Source organism: Streptomyces sp. NPDC051207 (assembly GCF_040682395.1).
GTDB lineage: Bacteria > Actinomycetota > Actinomycetes > Streptomycetales > Streptomycetaceae > Streptomyces.
Genome location: NZ_JBFBAX010000016.1, coordinates 1 through 16,882 on the forward strand (window position 1 = coordinate 1; position 16,882 = coordinate 16,882).

The following is a 16,882-nucleotide window of genomic DNA, read 5'->3' on the forward strand; positions in this document are numbered from 1 at the left end:
CGCCCGGTTACATTCCGAACCCGGAAGCTAAGCCTTACAGCGCCGATGGTACTGCAGGGGGGACCCTGTGGGAGAGTAGGACGCCGCCGAACAATCATTGAGAAAAGGCCCACACCTTATGGTGTGGGCCTTTTCTGTTTTCCCTCTGGTCCCTTTCAGGACGGGCGGACCAGCTTTGTGTCGTACGCGAGAATCACCGCCTGGATGCGGTCCCGGGAACCCGTCTTGGCGAGGATGCGGCCCACGTGGGTCTTCACCGTCGACTCGGCCAGGTGGAGGCGGGTGGCGATCTCCGTGTTCGTCCAGCCCATGCCGATGACCGTGAGAATTTCCCGTTCGCGTCCGGTCAGGGACGCGAGGCGCGGGTCCTCGGCAGGGGCGGCGGAGGCGTCCGCGGGGCCGGCCGGCAGGTGATGGGCGTACGCGTCCAGGAGGCGGCGCGTGAGGCCGGGGGCGACCACCGCGTCGCCCGACGCCACCGCGCGGACACCGGACAACAGCTCCTCGGGCTGGGCGTCCTTCACCAGGAAACCGGAAGCTCCGGCCCTGAGGCCCGAGTAGGCGTACTCGTCGAGGTCGAAGGTCGTGAGGATCAGGACCCGGGTGCGGTCGCCGGCCGCGACGATGCGGCGGGTGGCCTCGATGCCGTCCAGGCCGGGCATGCGGACATCCATGAGGACCACGTCGGGCCGCAGCTCCGCCGTCATGCGGACCGCTTCGCTGCCGTTGGTCGCCTCGCCCACCACCGTCATGTCGTCCTGGCTCTCCAGAAGCATCCGGAAACCGAAACGCTGCAAGGGCTGGTCGTCGGCGATCAGGACCGTGGTCACTGCGGGTTTTCCTCCGGTAGGTGAAGACGGACGTACCAGCCCTGCTCCGGGGCGGGGCGGGGACCGGCCTCAAGTGTGCCGCCGTACAGGGCCGTCCGCTCGCGCATTCCCGGCAGTCCGCGGCCGTCGGAGGCGGTGACGGGCCGGCCGCCGCGGCCGCTGTCGGTGACCGTGACGGTGACGGCGCCGCCGGGGCCGTAGGAGAAGACGATGTCGGCCGTGGCGTGGGGGCCGGCATGCTTGAGGGTGTTGGTGAGGGCCTCCTGGACGACGCGGTACACGGTGAGCTGACGGCCCGGGGGGAGGGCGGGGTCGCCGTGGACCGTGGTCGTGACGGGCAGGCCCGCCGACCGTACGCCGGTCAGGAGCTGGTCCAGATCCGTGAGGGTGGGCTGTGGCGACAGTTCGGCCGAGCCGTCCTCCTCCTCGCGCAGGACGTCCAGCAGGCGGCGGAGTTCGCCCATGGCCTGACGGCTCGTGGTGCCGATGGCGTCGAGGGCCTGTGCGGCGCGCTCGGGGGCCTTGGTGGCCGCGTACTTGCCGCCGTCGGCGAGGCCCGTGATGACGGAGAGGTGGTGACCGATGATGTCGTGCATCTCGCGGGCGATGCGGGCGCGTTCGGCGGCCGTGGCGAGCTGGGCCTGCTGGTCGCGTTCGATCTCCAGGCGGCGGGCACGGTCCTCCAGGGCCTCGGTGTGGGTGCGGCGGGTGCGGACCGTGATGCCGATCAGGATCGCCACCGCGGTCGACATCAGCTGGGAGCCGATCTGCTGGTCCCAGGAGCCCTCCCCGTACCGGGCCGTCGACACCGCGACCGGTGCCAGTGTCAGGGCCGACGCCCACCACAGGTCGCGCGGGGGGCGGGCCAGGGCGATGTGGTAGACGACGCACAGCTGGAGCAGCGCCGCTTGGAGAGCGGCGCCGGTCCACGCGTTGACCAGGGCGAACGGCGCCATCGCGAGCAGGACGGCCGCGGGGTGGCGGCGCCGCCACAGCAGCGGTACCGAGAGGCCGAGGCTCAGGGCGAGGACGAGCCAGCCGGGCACATCCGGGTGGTGCGCGTTGTTGTGCCAGCCGCCGCCGATGTAGTCGGTGAGGGCGGCCGTCACCCAGAAGCCGGTGAAGTGCAGGTCCCACAGCAGCGGGTGGCGCCGGTCGAAGGCGCGCGCCCGCCGGCTGATCCGCTGGACGTGCTCGGTGAGGGGCTCGGCTGCCCGTTCTTGCGTCACGGGCTCCATGGTGGGGTGCGCGGCCCCCGGGGAGAACCTCATACGTCCCGGCGCCTCAGGGTCACCGCGGCCAGCGCCAGGGCGGCCGCCGCCCACAGGGCCATCGCCAGCAGTGCCGCTCCCCACGGCAGGGAGCCCGGGTGCGGTTCGGCGGTGGTGAGGGTCTGCAGCGCCGGACCGGGGAAGTGGCGCGCGGCGTCGTCGACGAACTTGTACGGCAGCATCGAGAGCACCTCGGGGAGGATCATCACCAGGGCGATGAAGGCGCCGGAGGCGATCGGGACGGAGCGGGCCAGTGCGCCGATGCCGAGGGCGAGGACGGTGAGGAGGGTGAGGCCCGCCGCGTTGCCGGCGAGGGCGCGCAGGACGCCGTCGTCGCCGAGGGAGGCCGCCTTGTCGGTGCCGGAGAGGAAGGACTGGGCGAGCGGGAAGGTGAGGAGGTTGGTCCACAGGGTGAGCGGGAAGGCGACCGCGGCCAGGACCGCCGCCTTGCACCACAGCACGGGCAGGCGGCGCGGCACGGCCGTCATCGTCGCCCGGATCTGGCCCGTCGAGTACTCGCCGGCCGTCGCCATGATGCCCAGTACGCCCAGGTTGATCTGCGCGAACTGCATGCCGAGCAGCACCAGGACGACCGTGTCGAGCTGTTCTCCGCCGCCGTCGTAGGCGGCGCTGAGGCCCACGCCCATGGCGACTGTCAGGACGGTCGTGGCGATGAGGTTGATCCAGGTGGAGCGCAGGGTCCACAGCTTGTGCCATTCGGAACGCAGCACGCGCGCCGGGGTCACGCGGTACGGGCCCGCGGGGAGGGTCGTCGTGCTCATGCTGCGGCTCCTTCCAGGGTCGCGGCGAACTCCACGTCGTCGCGGGTGAGTTCCATGAAGGCCTCCTCCAGGGAGGCGCGTCCCGGGGTGAGTTCGAACAGGGGGATGCCGTGGGCGGCGGCGGTGCGCCCGATGTGCTCGGCGTCCGTGCCGGCGACCCGGAGCGCCCCGGGGGCCTCGGCGGTGATGTCGGCGCCGGACGCGGTGAGCAGCCGTACCAGGGCGTCGGCCTCGGGGGTGACGACCCTGACGGTGCCCGCGCCGGACTGCCGTACGAAGTCGGTGACGGTCGTGTCGGCCAGCAGCCGGCCGCGGCCGATGATGACGAGGTGGTCGGCCGTGAGGGCCATCTCGCTCATGAGGTGTGAGGAGACCAGGACGGTACGGCCCTCGGCGGCGAGCGACTTCAGCAGGGTGCGGATCCACAGCACGCCCTCCGGGTCGAGGCCGTTGACCGGCTCGTCGAGGACGACGGTGGCCGGGTCGCCGAGCAGGGCCGCGGCGATGCCGAGCCGCTGGCCCATGCCGAGGGAGAAGCCCTTGACCCGGCGGTCGGCCACGTCCGTGAGCCCGGTGAGGCCGAGGACGTGTTCGACGCGGGTGCGGGGGATGCCGTGGGTGAGGGCGAGGGCCCGCAGATGGTGGCGGGCCGTGCGGCCCGGGTGGACGGAGCGGGCCTCCAGCAGGGCGCCGACCTCGGTGAGGGGCGCGGGATGGTCGGCGTACGCCCGGCCGCCGACGGTGGCGTGGCCGCGGGTGGGGGCGTCCAGGCCGAGGATCATGCGCATCGTCGTGGACTTGCCGGCGCCGTTCGGGCCGAGGAAGCCGGTGACGGTGCCGGGCCGGACGGTGAACGACAGGTCGGTGACGACGGTCTTGTCGCCGTAGCGTTTGGTGAGTCCCTGAGCTGAAATCATGCTTCGATGCTCGGCCGTGCGGGGGCGCCGGGCGTCGGGCCGTGGGCGGTATTCCAGGTGAGCGCGGTGGTACCCCGGTACTACGGTGACCGGTATGAGTGCGACGGCCCCCGGGGACTACGTGATCCGCTCCATACGCGCCGACGAGTGGCGTGCCGTGAAGGAGCTGCGGCTGGCGGCGCTGCGCGATCCGGTCGCGCCCATGGCCTTCCTGGAGACGTACGAGCAGGCCGCGGCCCGGGACGACGCGTTCTGGCGGGACCGGGCGGCCGGGTCCGCCGAGGGCTCGACCGGCGTGCGGCAGTTCGTCGCCGAGACGCCGGACGGGCTGTGGGCCGGGACGGTGACCGTCCTGATGGAGGAGGCCGGGACGACGGACTGGGCCGGGCATGCGGTCGAGCGGCGACAGGGGCACGTGGTGGGCGTGTACGTGCGGCCCGGGCACCGGGGCATCGGGCTGACCGAGGCACTGTTCGACGCCGGTGTGGAGTGGGCGTGGGGGCGCGGCGCGCAGCGGGTGCGGCTCATCGTGCATGAGCACAACGAGCGCGCGCAGGGCTTCTACCGCAAGGCGGGATTCGTGCCGAGCGGCGTCGTCGTGCTGCTGCCGCAGGCGGAGGGGGAGCGGGAGCTGGAGTTCGTCCTCGAACGGTGACCTTGCGTGCTACACCGGCAGTTCGTGGTGCGGCCAGCGGGCGCGGCCCTGTTCGCGGGAGCGCAGCAGGGCGAGGGTGTGCATGCCGAGGTCCGCTCCGCCGGCCAGCAGCTCCGGGAGCTGGGGGAGGGGGGCGACGGCCGCCACGTCGTCGAGGACGAGGGTCAGTGGTGGGTCGAGCCGACCGGAGGATGACCGTTCGGCCATGCGCCGGCCGTGCTCGACCACGCTTGCGACGAGCGCTGTCAGGAACGGCATCGCGCCCGGGTTCGTCCTGGGGTCCTCGATGGATTCACCCACCACATAAAGCGTGCCCCCTTCGTGCACGAAGGAATCCAGGGCGAGGGCATCAGTTCGGTTGGGATTGCACGCCTCGCGCACATTGACCCTGAACAGGGCGCCCAGCGCACGGCTCGTCAGTTCCTGGGCGACGTCCCGGCGTTCGGGATGCGCGGTGAGCGCGGCCTCCAGCTCGCCCGCCGAGCCCGGCGCCGCCTTGGGGTTGGTGCGGAGGATGCGTACGGCGTCCTGCACCTGGGTGCCCTGCGCCCAGCGGTGGAGGTGGCGGACGGTACGGCCGTCGACGGCGGCGGCGTGCAGATGGCAGCGCAGCAGGGTCTCTGCGGTGTCGCTCACGGCCTGGTCGATCCTGGCGGTGGGCCGGACGGGGGCGAGGAGCGCGGTGGCCCTGGCGGCTGCCGTCCGCTTGTCCTCGCAGCCCGCCGTGGGCGACCAGTGGAGGCGGGCCGGGGTGTCGCACAGGTGGGTGGGGTCGTAGAGGAGGACCGGGCCCAGCTTGGCGCGGGCGTCCTTGGTGTCCTGCCACAGGGCGGCGTTCGACGTGACGACGAGGGCGGGGCCCGCGGCGTCGCGTACGGCGGTGGCGGCGGTGGCGCGACGGGTGTCTTCCGGGGCGACCAGGACCTTTTCCCAGCCGGTGGTGGGTTCGGTGCCGAAGGGCGCGGTGGTCGTCGTGGCCGGCGGGGGCGCTGCCGGGCCGGGCTCGGGGGCGGTGCGTGGGGTGGGCAGCTCCTGCGGGGGTGCCGCCTCGTACGGGGCCGGGGCGGGCGCCTGCTGCAGGGCCTGAGGAGCCTGCTGAGGCGCTTCGTGACGCGCCGGTGCCGCCCTGCGCTCCGCGCGCCTGCGCAGCCGTACCGCCTTCCAGCGGGCGAGGGTGCCCACCGTGAACACCGTCAGGACGAACAGCAGCATCAGCTCGCCGATGAACAGTCCCCAGAACAGGCCGTACCCCGGCAGCTGGGCGGCCGGGGTGTCCGCCCAGGCGCCGGCCATGTCGTGCGGCTCGCCGATCAGGCGGCGCATGGCCAGCGGCGTACGGGTGAACGTGACGCCGTCGGGCCAGGCGCCGTGGGAGAACAGCCCGGCCAGGCCGGTGGCCGTCCACACCAGCAGGGTCATGCCGAGGAGGAACGCGAGTATGCCGATCAGCAGGCCGTCGGGGATGCCGCCCTGGCGCCGCCGCTCTCGGTGGTCGTCCGCTGTCACGCCCGTCCTCCCCCTACGCCACCGTCGATTCGGAGTCGCCGATGTGCTGCTCCACGAAGGCCGCCGCCCGCTCCTCCGCCTCCAGCTCGGCGGCGCGCAGGGCGTCGTCCGTGAGGTGGTCGTCCGACGACTCGGTCATCGCGCGGTCGGTGAAGACCAGCGGGCGTTCGGCCTCGGTGATGAGGTGCTTGACGACCTGGACGTTGCCGTTGACGTCCCAGACGGCGATGCCCGGGGTCAGCGACGGGATGATCTCCACGGCCCAGCGGGGCAGGCCGAGCACCCGGCCGGTGGCCCGTGCCTCGTCGGCCTTCTGGGCGTAGATGGTCCGGGTCGAGGCCATCTTCAGGATCGCCGCGGCCTCCTTCGCCGCCGCGCCGTCGACCACGTCGGACAGATGGTGCACGACCGCGACGAACGACAGGCCCAGCCGGCGCCCGAACTTCAGCAGCCGCTGGAACAGCTGCGCCACGAACGGGCTGTTGATGATGTGCCAGGCCTCCTCGACCAGGAAGATGCGCTTCTTCCGGTCGGGGCGGATCCAGGTGTGCTCCAGCCACACGCCGACGATCGCCATGAGGATCGGCATGGCGATGGAGTTGCGGTCGATGTGGGACAGGTCGAACACGATCAGCGGCGCGTCGAGGTCGATGCCGACCGTGGTCGGGCCGTCGAACATGCCGCGCAGGTCACCGTCGACCAGCCGGTCCAGGACCAGCGCGACGTCCAGGCCCCACGCGCGGACGTCGTCTATGTCGACGTTCATCGCCTCGGCGGACTCGGGTTCCGGGTGGCGCAGCTGGTCGACGATGTCGGACAGGACGGGCTGGCGGTCGACGACGGTCTCGTTGACGTAGGCGTGCGCGACCTTGAGGGCGAAGCCCGAGCGCTCGTCCAGACCGTGCCCCATCGCCACCTCGATGATGGTGCGCAGCAGCGCGAGCTGGCCGGTCGTCGTGATTGCCGGGTCGAGCGGGTTGAGGCGGATGCCGTGGTTCAGGGCGGCCGTCGGGTCCAGCCGGATCGGCGTTATGCCCAGTTCCTGCGCGATGAGGTTCCACTCGCCGACGCCGTCCTCGCCCTGCGCGTCCAGGACGACGACCTGGCGGTCCTTGAAGCGGAGCTGCCGCAGGACGTAGGTCTTCTCCAGGGCCGACTTGCCGTTGCCGGACTCGCCGAGGACGAGCCAGTGCGGGGCGGGGAGCTGCTGGCCGTACAGCTGGAAGGGGTCGTAGATGTAGCCCTTCCCGGAGTAGACCTCGCGGCCGATGATGACGCCCGAGTCGCCCAGGCCGGGGGCCGCCGTCGGCAGGTAGACCGCCTGGGCCTGTCCCGTCGAGGTGCGCACCGGCAGTCTGGTCGTCTCGACCTTCCCGAACAGGAAGGACGTGAAGGCGTCCGTGAGGACGGACAGCGGATCCCGCATCTGTTCCTCAGCCCCTACCTTCGAATGCCGGTGGCGAACGGAAGAGTGTTCACGAAGGCGCGGTGGTGCTCGCGGTCGCACCACTCCAGCTTCAGGTACGACTTTCCGGCCGACGCCCGGATGGTCCGCTTGTCGCGGGCCAGGGCCTCGGGGGAGCGGGAGGAGACGGTGATGTAGCCGACGAGGTTGACGCCCGCCGCGCCGCTGGCCAGGTCCTCGCCGCGCTGGTCGAGGCGGTTGTGGGCGGCGATGTCGCGGGGGTCGACGGTCCGGTTCATCTTGGCGGCGCGGGACGCCTCGGCCTCGTCGTTCGTCTTCTCCGTCAGCATGCGCTCGATGGCGACCTCGGTGGGCTCCAGGTCCATCGTCACGGCGACCGTCCGGATCACGTCCGGGGTGTGCACCAGCAGCGGGGCGAGGAAGTTGACGCCGACCGGGGTCATCGGCCACTCCTTGACCCAGGCGGTGGCGTGGCACCAGGGGGCGCGGGTGCTGGACTCCCGGGTCTTCGCCTGGAGGTAGGTGGGCTCCATGGCGTCCAGCTCGGCCGGCCAGGCGTTGCGCTTCGACATCGCCTGGATGTGGTCGATGGGGTGGTCCGGGTCGTACATCGAGTGGATGAGGGAGGCCAGCCGGGCCTGCCCGAGCGGCTGGCGCACCCGGATGTCGGCTTCCTGCAGCCGCGAGCAGATGTCGGTCAGCTCGCGCGCCATGACGACCGCGAGACCGGCGTCCCGGTCGAGCTTGCGGCCGCCCAGCGGGCGTGCGGCGCGGGCCATGGCCTGGCCCTCGGCGGCCAGCTCGCGCGTGTAGTGCATGCAGGCGACGAGGTACGCGCGGTGCTGCTCGCTGCTGGTCGACACCATCGACTGGAGCTGGTCGTACGACTCCTGGAGCCAGGCCGGGGCCCGGTCGTCGCCGCGGACGGCGACGTCCTTGGCGTGGGCGTCCGGGTCGGCGGGCAGGGTGCGCGCGAGCATCTGGATGCGGGTGACGAAGCCGTCGCCGTTCGCCACGTGCTTGAGCAGTGTGCCGAACCGGTCGACGAGCGCCTCCTGGTCCTCGGAGTCGCGCAGGCCGACGCCGGGGCCCTCGATCTCGATGGCGGCCGTGACGGTCTTGCGGTCCGCATGCAGCAGCACGGCGATCTCGTCCGGACCGAACGGCGCGGACAGCCAGGTGATGCGGCCGATGCCGGGCGGCGGGCCGATCTCCACCTCCCGCCCGTCGAGCCGGGTGCCGGCCTCCATGACGGCGGAACGGTACGTCGCGCTCCGCCGCAGGGTCCGCTTGTAGCTGCGGTTGATCTCGAACCACTTGTAGAACGTGCGGCGCTTGTACGGCACGTAGACCGCGGCCAGCGCGAGCAGCGGGAAGCCCATCAGCAGCACGATGCGCAGGGTCAGGACGGGGACGAGGAGCCCGCACATCATGCCGAGGAACGCGCCCGCGATGATCAGTGCGATCTCGCCGGTCTCGCGGTTGCGGCCGACGATGCCGTTCGGCCGGGCGCGGCCGATCAGGTATGTACGGCGGGGCGTGACCGGATGGGACAGGTGGGACTCGGTCGTCAACGCCCTTCACCTCCCGTGCGGTTGGTACTGATGTTGCGGGTGTTGCTGGCGTGCGGGGTGTTCGCCGGGCTGGCCTGGCGGGGCGCGGGGGCGGCGGAAGGGACGGATCCGCCGCCGGCGCGGGAGCTGTGCGCGGCGACGCCACCCGAGGCCGGGTTGGACGGGCGGGGCGTGGAGGAGTTCGCCTGGCCGTTGTTGTCGGCGCGGGAGCTGTGCGTCTTGATGCCCTGGGCGACGAGGGTGGCCGGGGAGCTGATGACGGCCGCCGCCTTGTTCTCGGCGCCCTGCATCAGGCGGTTGTTGCGGGAGCCGGCGATCTCGTCGCCGAAGCCGGGGACGAAGCGGTAGATCATCGCGGACGCGAAGATGGCGAGCAGGATGATGGCGAGGCCGGAGACCACGGCGGAGAAGGCGTCGGGCCCCTCCTCGGCGGACAGCGCCCCGGCGAGGCCCAGCACGATGACGATCACCGGCTTGACCAGGATGACGGCGATCATGATGCCGGCCCAGCGGCGGACGTGACCCCACAGGTTCTTGTCCACGAGCCCGGCGTAGACGACCGTGCCGAGCAGGGCGCCCACGTAGAGCAGCGCGGCGCGGATGACGAGTTCCAGCCACAGGACGCCGGCGGCGACGATCGACACCAGCGACACGACGATGAGCATGATCGGGCCGCCGCCGATGTCCTCGCCCTTCTTCAGGGCGGCGGAGAACGTCCCGAAGAACGTGTCCGTCTGCTCGCCGGTCGCCTTGGCGAGGACCTCGGTGACGCCGTCGGTCGCCGACACGATCGTGTAGAGGATCAGGGGCGTGAAGGCGGAGGCCAGCACGGTGAGCCAGAGGAAGCCGATGGCCTCCGACAGCGCGGTGGTGAGCGGCACGCCGCGTACCGCCCGCTTGGCGACGGCCAGCAGCCACAGCAGCAGCGTGAGGATCGTCGACGCGGCGAACACGACGGCGTACTGCTGGAGGAACGTGGGGTTCGTGAAGTCGACGTTCGCGGTGTCCTCGACGGCGGCGCTGAGCTTGTCGACGGTCCACGCGGCGGCGTCGGCGCAGCCCCGGGCGAGGGAGGAGAGGGGGTCGGTGGTGCCGGAGGGCTCGAACGAGGAGGACCCCGCTCCGCCGTCGCTGCCTCCGCTTTCGCAGTAGTCCCGGGCTCGGCCGCGGATGAGGTCGCAGGGGTTGTTGCTGGTCGTCGGCGTGGGGGTGGGATCGGCGACGGCCCGGGTGGCGAACAGCAGCAGCGTGCCCTGGACGACGGCGAGGGAAGCCGTGAGCTTGAGGAGGGGACGGTCAGCGCGCATAGGTGAAGCCTCCGTACTCCTCGACGGCCTTCGTCATGTCGTCGGCAGTGGAAACCCTCTGGTCGCCGCCGACCGGAACGGGTCCGTCCTTCTGCTGGAGGTCGGTGACCTTCCAGTCGTTGCCGACCCACCGCAGCGTGTACGAGGTCGTGTACCAGCTCTCGGTCACGGGATTCTTCGAGTTGTCGCCGGACAGGCCGAACAGCGAGGTGTACCAGACCTCGACCTTGGTCTCGGCCGAACCGGACGCGGTGACCTTGGTGCCCACCGGAATGACACGGGAGACGAAGGTCTGCCCGACCGGGGCGGAGCCGTCCTTCTCGAGGCCGATGTTGGTCAGGAACTTCTCGCTCGCATACGCCTTGTCGAGCTCCGCCTGCCGGGCGGCGGCGACATCGGGCGCGTACACGGTCTCGACGATCTCTTTCCGCCTGGCCGTGGTGAACATGTCGGCCGAGCCCAGCGCCACGGAGTAGTTGGCGGCGGCGCTCTGGGCGCCCTGCGCATCATGGGCATACCCGGTCGGGATCCCGCCGGCCTTCGCCCCCACGGGCCGCCGCCCGGTGGGGGCCGTCGCCGCTGATTCCGGCTTGTCCGCCGCCGTTTCGCCCGGTGCGGAATCGTCTCCTCCGCGGTTCGCGAAGGCGATGGCCGCGATGAGGAGGGCGACCACGCCGGCGACCGTCACCATGCTGCGGGACGACGACCGGCCGCCCCGCCGCGCGCCGCCGTAGACGTCGCCGCCCGCGCCGGGCAGCCGGGTGCGGGTCTGGCCCGTGCCCCCGTAACCGCCGGAGGCCTCGTGCTCGTCACCGAGACTCATGCCGCGTACGCCCCCTCGACGTCGAACGGATACACCTCGTGCGGGAATCCCTCGCGGTACGACGGTAGCCGCGCTGGCGCCTGCGCGGGCGCGGTGTGGTGACTCGGCATCAGGGAGACGCAACCTCAGTCGGTGGCACGACGGGCGGGTGGGTCGGAGGGGCAACCGGGCGGGCCCGGGGTGGACTGACCGACGGTATGAGCGCGCCGCTACACGGCCATGCCGTACACGATGGTGAAGAGCGTGCCGAGGGAGCCGATGATGAACACACCGGTCAGGCCCGCGATGATGAGGCCCTTGCCCTGCTCGGCGCTGAAGGTGTCGCGGAGCGCGGTGGCACCGATGCGCTGCTTGGCGGCGCCCCAGATGGCGATGCCCAGGCAGATGAGGATGGCGACCGCCATGACCACTTCGATCATCACCTTGGCCTCGTTGCCCAGGCTGCCGAAGGGGCCCCAGTCCGGAGCGATCCCGCCGATAATGGTGTTGATGTCTCCCTCGTCGGCTGCAAAGAACATGTAAGTCACCGCCCCTGGTGGATAGTTCCGCAGTCTCCCCTGCGGTGTGCAGAGGTCACGCCTCATTGTCGCCGACAAATCCGCCGTCGCATGTCGACTTGGCGTCATTGGTTGGCGGGTTTCGTGCGAATACCTTGCCACCGCCGCACACCGGCCCCGTCCCGGAGGGGCGGAGCGGTGTGCGAAGAGTCGTATCGTCACTCTGTGTATCACGGCAGGTCACGCCGGGCAATGAGGCCTGAGCGGAACCTGTCGTACGGTTGTGTCGTTGAACCCTTTCGCGGCTGTGCCGGGTTCCTGACGGCCGGTCGGGTGAGCGCGGTGGTGATATTCCGCCGACCGTGAGCGGTCACCCCACGGCGGGTTCCCCGCCTCTACACTGCCTGTGACGACGGACTCGTGGGTGGCGAGGGGCGGTTGACGGTGCGTAGGGCATGGATCGTGGGGCTCGCCGCCGTGGGTTCCGCCCTCGCCTTCGTGATGCTCCTCGTCGTCGGGGTCTACGTCGTCGCGGGGAACACGATGGGCGGCGCGGGCGGCGCGGGCCGGCAGCTCGCCAAGGGCTCGGTGCCCGCCGCGTACCAGAGGCTCGTGCAGCAGTGGGGGAACCTCTGCTCCGCCATCAACCCCGCGCTGCTCGCCGCCCAGCTCTACCAGGAGAGCGGCTTCAACCCGGGCGCGCAGAGCCCGGCGCAGGCCCAGGGCATCGCCCAGTTCATCCCCGGCACCTGGGCCACGCACGGCATAGACGGTGACGGGGACGGCGACCGTGACGTCTGGGACCCGAATGACGCGATTCCGTCGGCCGCCTCCTACGACTGCGAACTCGCGAAGTACGTCAAGGACGTCCCCGGGGACCCGACCGAGAACATGCTGGCGTCCTACAACGCGGGTGCCTACGCGGTCATCAAGTACGGGGGCGTGCCGCCGTACAAGGAGACCCAGAACTACGTCAGGACGATCACCACGCTGGCCGAGAGCTTCGCCGCGCCGGTCAGCCGCGTCGACCCCTCCGAGCAGGCCGCGGGCGCCATCGCCTACGCCCAGAAGAAGCTCGGCACGCTCTACCTCTGGGGCGGCAACGGCACCGCTGACCAGGGCGGACGCTTCGACTGCTCGGGTCTGACCAAGGCCGCGTACGAGAGCGTCGGCATCACCCTGCCGCGGGTCGCCAACGACCAGTACAACGCCGGTCCGCACCCGCGCCGGGACGAGCTGCTCCCCGGCGACCTGGTGTTCTTCTCGGACGACCTCACCAACTCCCGCGCCATCCGGCACGTCGGCATCTACGTCGGTGGCGGATACATGATCAACGCGCCCCGTCCGGGGGCCGTCATCCGCTTCGACCCGATCGACACCCCGGACTACTTCGGTGCCACCCGGGTCACCGAAGATGGCGCGAAAGCGCTCCCCACCGGGGTGTGACCCGATGGTGAACCCGCCCCCTGAGCTGCGGCGATGGGTCTCTCTTCGGTAACGTCTGCGTGATCATTCGGTGGAGTGTGGAACGTATTTGCGGGGGCCGTGCGTTCCTGATGACGTGTCCGGTACGACCGCGCGGACACACGTGGGCGCGATCCACAGACCACGGGGGTGGCAAGCGGCGCACCACACAGGGGTGCGCCGGGAAATGAACACGACGAAGGGGCCGCAGCACCATGGCTGGACTCGCCGCATCCGGGTCGAACCCCGACGTCGAGCTGCTCTACGACATCAACGGCCTGGCCAAGGACGCACCGGCCTGGTTCGACCGGGTCATGCAGTACGTCGGTGAGTACGGACTGCTGCTCGCGCTGCTGCTGCTCGTGCTTGCGTGCTGGTGGACCGTGCGGCGCCGTGGCGGCGAGGACGCCGCGCCGTCCGTCGCGGCCCTGGTGTGGGCCCCGCTCGCGGCGGGCGTCGCCGTCCTGGTGAACGTGCCGATACGCGGGTTCGTGGAGCGGCCCCGCCCGTTCCGTGTCCATCAGGGGCTCGAGGTCCTCCAGCCCGGCAAGACCGACTTCTCCTTCGTCAGCGACCACGCCACGATCACCATGGCGATGGGCGTCGGCCTGTTCGTCGCCCACCGCAGATTCGGCCTCGTCGGCATCGCGCTGGCGCTCATCGAGGGCTTCTGCCGGGTCTACATGGGCGTGCACTACCCGACGGACGTCGTCGGCGGGTTCGCGCTCGGCACGGCCGTCGTGCTGCTGCTCTCGCCGGTCGCCATGGCGCTGCTGACGCCGCTGGCCACGGCGATCGAGCGGTCCCCGCGCGCCGGACGGCTCATCACCGCCCGCCGCACCCCCGGTCACGACACGGTGGTCCCGGGCGCCACGGCGGAGCGGCACCCCGGCTCCGAGGAGCGCGACCTCGCCGCCTGACGCGGACGCCGGAGGAGCCCGCGCGTCCACGGGGCGTGGGGGCGCCCGACGCCGGCGGCGCCCGCGCGTCTACGGGGCGTGCGGGTGGTCGAAGAAGCGGTGCGGGTCGTACTGCCGCTTCAGCCGCGCCAGGCGCGGCGCCGCGTCCCCGTAATAGGCCGTGCGCCAGTCGGTGAGCGTCGGGTCGGTGTAGTTCTGGTACGCCGCGCCCGACGCGTACGGCCGCATGGCCCGGTGAGCCCGCGTCAGCCAGGCCTGGGCGGCCTCGCCCGGCGTGCCCGGCCGCCAGGCCGCGATGTACTGGGCCAGCATCCGGTGACGCCGGTGCACGAACGCCGTGGCCGTCGGGGAGACCCGGTTCACGGCGCCGCCCAGCGCCGTCAGCGAGAAGCTGCCCGTGCCGCCGCGCACCGACCCGATGCCCGAGAGCAGTGCGCGGACGCCCGCCGCCGGCAGCGGCCGGTCGTAGAAGTCCGAGCGTGCCGTGTACGTCTCCCGGCGCAGCGAGCCCTGCGGGGAGCGGCCCGGTGTGCGGCCCGGCAGATGGCAGGCGGCGTCGGAGGCGAAGCCGGAGCAGCCGGCGTAGACCTCCATGGACTCCTCGTACGAGCGGCGGCGCAGCGACACGCTGCTCGCCGGGGCGCCGATGCGGCCGGCGAGCCGGTCCACGGCGTTCTGCAGTTCGCCGTGGGTGCCGAGGGAGAACGCGCTGACGGAGACCGCCGGGGTGCCGCCCGCGGTGCTCGCCAGGTGCAGCGCCGACCAGATCTCGTCCGGCTGTCCGGGCCCCCACTCCTGCCAGGCGCGCACCACGGCGGCGGCTTTCGGCCAGGGCCAGGTCAGGTACGCCGTCACGCCCTGCGGCGCGGGGCTGGTGCGGAAGCGCAGCCCGGTGACGACGCCGAAGGTGCCGTTGCCGGCGCCGCGCAGCGCCCAGAACAGGTCCGGGTGCTCGCTCGCGTCGGCGGTGAGCAGCCTGCGGTCCGCGGTGACCAGCGTGGCCCCCGTCAGGCTGTCGCAGGTCAGGCCGTACGCGCGGGAGACCACGCCGTGCCCGCCGCCGAGGGCGAGCCCGGAGATGCCGACCGTGGGGCACGAACCGGCCGGGACCGTCACGCCCTTGGCGGCCAGGGCGCGGTAGACGTCGATGAGCTTGGCCCCGGCGCCGACGACGGCCTCGCCGCCGCCCGGCCTGATCGAGGCCAGCCGGGAGACGTCGAGGACGAGACGTCCGTTGCCCGAGGACCAGCCGGCGTAGGAGTGGCCGCCGTTGCGGACGGCGACGCGCAGGCCGCGGGCGCGGGCGTAGGACAGGACCGTGCGGATGTCGTCGGAGTGGGCCGGGTAGGCGACGGCGGCGGGTGTCAGGCCGTCGAAGCGGGTGTTGTAGAGCTGCCGGGCCGTCGGCCAGTCCGCGTCCCCGGGCCGCACCAGCGCGCCGTCCAGGTCCCCGGCGAGGGCCGGCCAGTCGGCGGCCGTGACCGCCGGGCGCGGCGGCGTGCGGGAAGCGGAGGAGGCCTTCGGGCCGGCGTGCGCCGGGCCGGGGCCGCCGCCGTCGCACGCGCCCGCGACGACCGCCGCGGCGGCCACCGCGCCGCCCGAGATGAACGTACGCCGGTCCATGTGCGCCTCCCGAGGGCCCCGTGGAACGAGACGGGACAGTGCCCACAAGGGTTCCACGGCGTGCGCCCGGTGGCGGTCAGCCGGGCGTGTGCTCCTCCGCGTCCGCCCGCGCCAGGCTGCGCGCCCGGCGCGCGGGGCCGCGCCAGCCGCAGGAGCAGCGGGCCATGCAGAACGGCCCCTGTTCGACCGTCGTGGTCCGGTGCTGTGCCGAGTCCCCAAAAGGTTCGGGCCCGTCCTGCTGCGTCACGCGCTCCACGGTAGCGGGGACGGGTGGCGGGCTGTGTACGGGCGCGTGACGGGGCTCCCTACCCGTCGTTAACCGGAACGACGGAGAGCCGGGACGGACGGCGGCGGTTGGGGGTAGGCAGGCGATGGCTGGGCGGCGGCACAGGCGGATGGGCGGGGCGTTCGTCGCGGCGGGGCTCGTGGGCTGCGTCTGCCTCGGCACCGGCGGCTGCTCCGGGAGTCCGCGGGCCGCCGCCGACGACGCGCGGGCGGGCGATCCCGTCGAGGTGCTGCACCGGGCGGCGGACCGGCTGGCCGAGGCGGGCAGTTCCCAGGCCCGTACGTCGATGGAAATGGCGACCGGCGGGACCCGGGTGACCATCCGGGGCGAGGGCGTCTACGACTACCGCAGGCAGCTCGGCCGGCTGCGGGTGCTGCTGCCGCACGGCCCGGCCGGCACCGGGCCGCAGCGGCCCATCACCGAACTCCTCGCGCCGGGCGCCCTGTTCATGAAGAACCGCGGCGCCGGGGTGCCCGCCGACAAGTGGGTGCGGGTGGACACGGCCACGCTGTCCGACGGGAACCTGGTCACCGGCGGCGCCACGGACCCGTTCACCGCCGCCGAGGTGCTGCGCGGCACCCGGCGAGCGGCCTACGTCGGGGACACCGAGTTCGCCGGGACCCAGGTGCGGCACTACCGGGGGACCGCCGACCTCGTGCTGGCCGCGCGGTCCGCCACGGCGGCCAACCGGCAGGCTCTCGCGGCGGCGGCGAAAGGGTTCGCCACGGCCGTCGTCCCGTTCGACGTCTATCTGGACGACGTCGGCCGCATCCGCAAGGTCCGCCACCGGTTCAGCTTCGTCAACGGCCGCCAGAAGGCCCCGGTCGCCGTCGCTTCCACGACGCTGCTGTTCGACTTCGGCGCCCCCGTGCGCGTACGGCTGCCGAAGGCCGAGGACATCTACGCCGGCCGGATCGCCGAAGAGTGAGCAAGGTCACGCGTGTGCCTGACGGGCGTCAAGAACTAGCCCTTCCGTGCCATGCGCGGCGCGTGGGCCGCTG

The 16,882-nt window shown here is 72.2% G+C and carries 16 protein-coding genes and 1 rRNA gene; 5 read left to right on the forward strand and 12 right to left on the reverse strand.

Annotated features, from left to right (window positions below):
• Window positions 1-92, forward strand: a 5S ribosomal RNA gene (gene rrf, locus AB0M97_RS17245); the annotation flags it as partial.
• A 63-nt stretch (window positions 93-155) separates the two neighbouring features.
• On the opposite strand, the gene AB0M97_RS17250 is transcribed toward rrf, so the two are convergent.
• The 4 genes from AB0M97_RS17250 to AB0M97_RS17265 are packed head-to-tail and all read right to left on the reverse strand — an operon-like array spanning window position 156 to window position 3,800.
• Window positions 156-830: a response regulator transcription factor gene (locus AB0M97_RS17250; protein ID WP_365961693.1), complete on the reverse strand. Its 675-nt coding sequence runs from the start codon at window positions 828-830 to the stop codon at window positions 156-158.
• The gene (locus tag AB0M97_RS17255; RefSeq protein ID WP_365961837.1) at window positions 827-2,068 is read right to left on the reverse strand and encodes a histidine kinase; all 1,242 of its coding nucleotides are present in this window, start codon (window positions 2,066-2,068) and stop codon (window positions 827-829) included. Before AB0M97_RS17255 ends, AB0M97_RS17250 begins: the two co-directional genes overlap by 4 nt.
• A gap of 29 nt (window positions 2,069-2,097) precedes the next feature.
• Window positions 2,098-2,883, reverse strand: a complete 786-nt coding sequence (locus AB0M97_RS17260; RefSeq protein ID WP_365961694.1) for an ABC transporter permease — start codon at window positions 2,881-2,883, stop codon at window positions 2,098-2,100.
• On the reverse strand, window positions 2,880-3,800 hold the full coding sequence (locus AB0M97_RS17265; protein WP_365961695.1) for an ABC transporter ATP-binding protein: 921 nt from the start codon (window positions 3,798-3,800) through the stop codon (window positions 2,880-2,882). Before AB0M97_RS17265 ends, AB0M97_RS17260 begins: the two co-directional genes overlap by 4 nt.
• Before the next feature lie 94 nt (window positions 3,801-3,894).
• Between AB0M97_RS17265 and AB0M97_RS17270 the strand changes: the two genes are divergently transcribed.
• Window positions 3,895-4,455 (forward strand): GNAT family N-acetyltransferase, encoded by a 561-nt coding sequence (locus AB0M97_RS17270; protein ID WP_365961696.1) that lies wholly within the window; start codon window positions 3,895-3,897, stop codon window positions 4,453-4,455.
• 9 nt (window positions 4,456-4,464) lie between these two features.
• Here AB0M97_RS17270 and AB0M97_RS17275 read toward each other — a convergent pair whose 3' ends face one another.
• The 6 genes from AB0M97_RS17275 to AB0M97_RS17300 all read right to left on the reverse strand — a co-directional run bounded on the left by AB0M97_RS17275 (window position 4,465) and on the right by AB0M97_RS17300 (window position 11,609).
• Window positions 4,465-5,961 (reverse strand): type VI secretion protein, encoded by a 1,497-nt coding sequence (locus AB0M97_RS17275; protein WP_365961697.1) that lies wholly within the window; start codon window positions 5,959-5,961, stop codon window positions 4,465-4,467.
• A gap of 13 nt (window positions 5,962-5,974) precedes the next feature.
• A complete protein-coding gene (locus AB0M97_RS17280; protein ID WP_365961698.1) occupies window positions 5,975-7,387 on the reverse strand; it encodes an ATP-binding protein in 1,413 nt (470 codons plus the stop codon).
• A 14-nt stretch (window positions 7,388-7,401) separates the two neighbouring features.
• Window positions 7,402-8,961, reverse strand: a complete 1,560-nt coding sequence (locus AB0M97_RS17285) for an SCO6880 family protein (protein WP_365961699.1) — start codon at window positions 8,959-8,961, stop codon at window positions 7,402-7,404.
• Window positions 8,958-10,268, reverse strand: coding sequence for a hypothetical protein (locus AB0M97_RS17290; RefSeq protein ID WP_365961700.1), 1,311 nt, complete (start codon window positions 10,266-10,268; stop codon window positions 8,958-8,960). The genes AB0M97_RS17285 and AB0M97_RS17290 overlap by 4 nt, the downstream gene beginning before the upstream one ends.
• Window positions 10,258-11,091, reverse strand: coding sequence for a hypothetical protein (locus AB0M97_RS17295; RefSeq protein WP_365961701.1), 834 nt, complete (start codon window positions 11,089-11,091; stop codon window positions 10,258-10,260). The genes AB0M97_RS17290 and AB0M97_RS17295 overlap by 11 nt, the downstream gene beginning before the upstream one ends.
• Window positions 11,092-11,300: 209 nt before the next feature.
• A complete protein-coding gene (locus tag AB0M97_RS17300; RefSeq protein ID WP_332888069.1) occupies window positions 11,301-11,609 on the reverse strand; it encodes a hypothetical protein in 309 nt (102 codons plus the stop codon).
• Between the two features lie 417 nt (window positions 11,610-12,026).
• Here AB0M97_RS17300 and AB0M97_RS17305 point away from each other — a divergent pair, with 417 nt between their 5' ends.
• Window positions 12,027-13,034 carry a bifunctional lytic transglycosylase/C40 family peptidase gene (locus AB0M97_RS17305; protein ID WP_365961702.1) on the forward strand — a complete coding sequence of 336 codons (1,008 nt, stop codon included), beginning with the start codon at window positions 12,027-12,029 and terminating at the stop codon, window positions 13,032-13,034.
• A 233-nt stretch (window positions 13,035-13,267) separates the two neighbouring features.
• Window positions 13,268-13,972 (forward strand): phosphatase PAP2 family protein, encoded by a 705-nt coding sequence (locus tag AB0M97_RS17310; protein ID WP_365961703.1) that lies wholly within the window; start codon window positions 13,268-13,270, stop codon window positions 13,970-13,972.
• Between the two features lie 69 nt (window positions 13,973-14,041).
• Here AB0M97_RS17310 and AB0M97_RS17315 read toward each other — a convergent pair whose 3' ends face one another.
• Window positions 14,042-15,595: an FAD-binding oxidoreductase gene (locus tag AB0M97_RS17315; protein ID WP_365961704.1), complete on the reverse strand. Its 1,554-nt coding sequence runs from the start codon at window positions 15,593-15,595 to the stop codon at window positions 14,042-14,044.
• A 76-nt stretch (window positions 15,596-15,671) separates the two neighbouring features.
• Window positions 15,672-15,842: a hypothetical protein gene (locus tag AB0M97_RS17320; protein ID WP_365961705.1), complete on the reverse strand. Its 171-nt coding sequence runs from the start codon at window positions 15,840-15,842 to the stop codon at window positions 15,672-15,674.
• A 124-nt stretch (window positions 15,843-15,966) separates the two neighbouring features.
• On the opposite strand from AB0M97_RS17320, the gene AB0M97_RS17325 reads away from it, so the two are divergent.
• Window positions 15,967-16,809 (forward strand): hypothetical protein, encoded by an 843-nt coding sequence (locus tag AB0M97_RS17325; protein WP_365961706.1) that lies wholly within the window; start codon window positions 15,967-15,969, stop codon window positions 16,807-16,809.
• Window positions 16,810-16,882 lie beyond the last annotated feature (73 nt).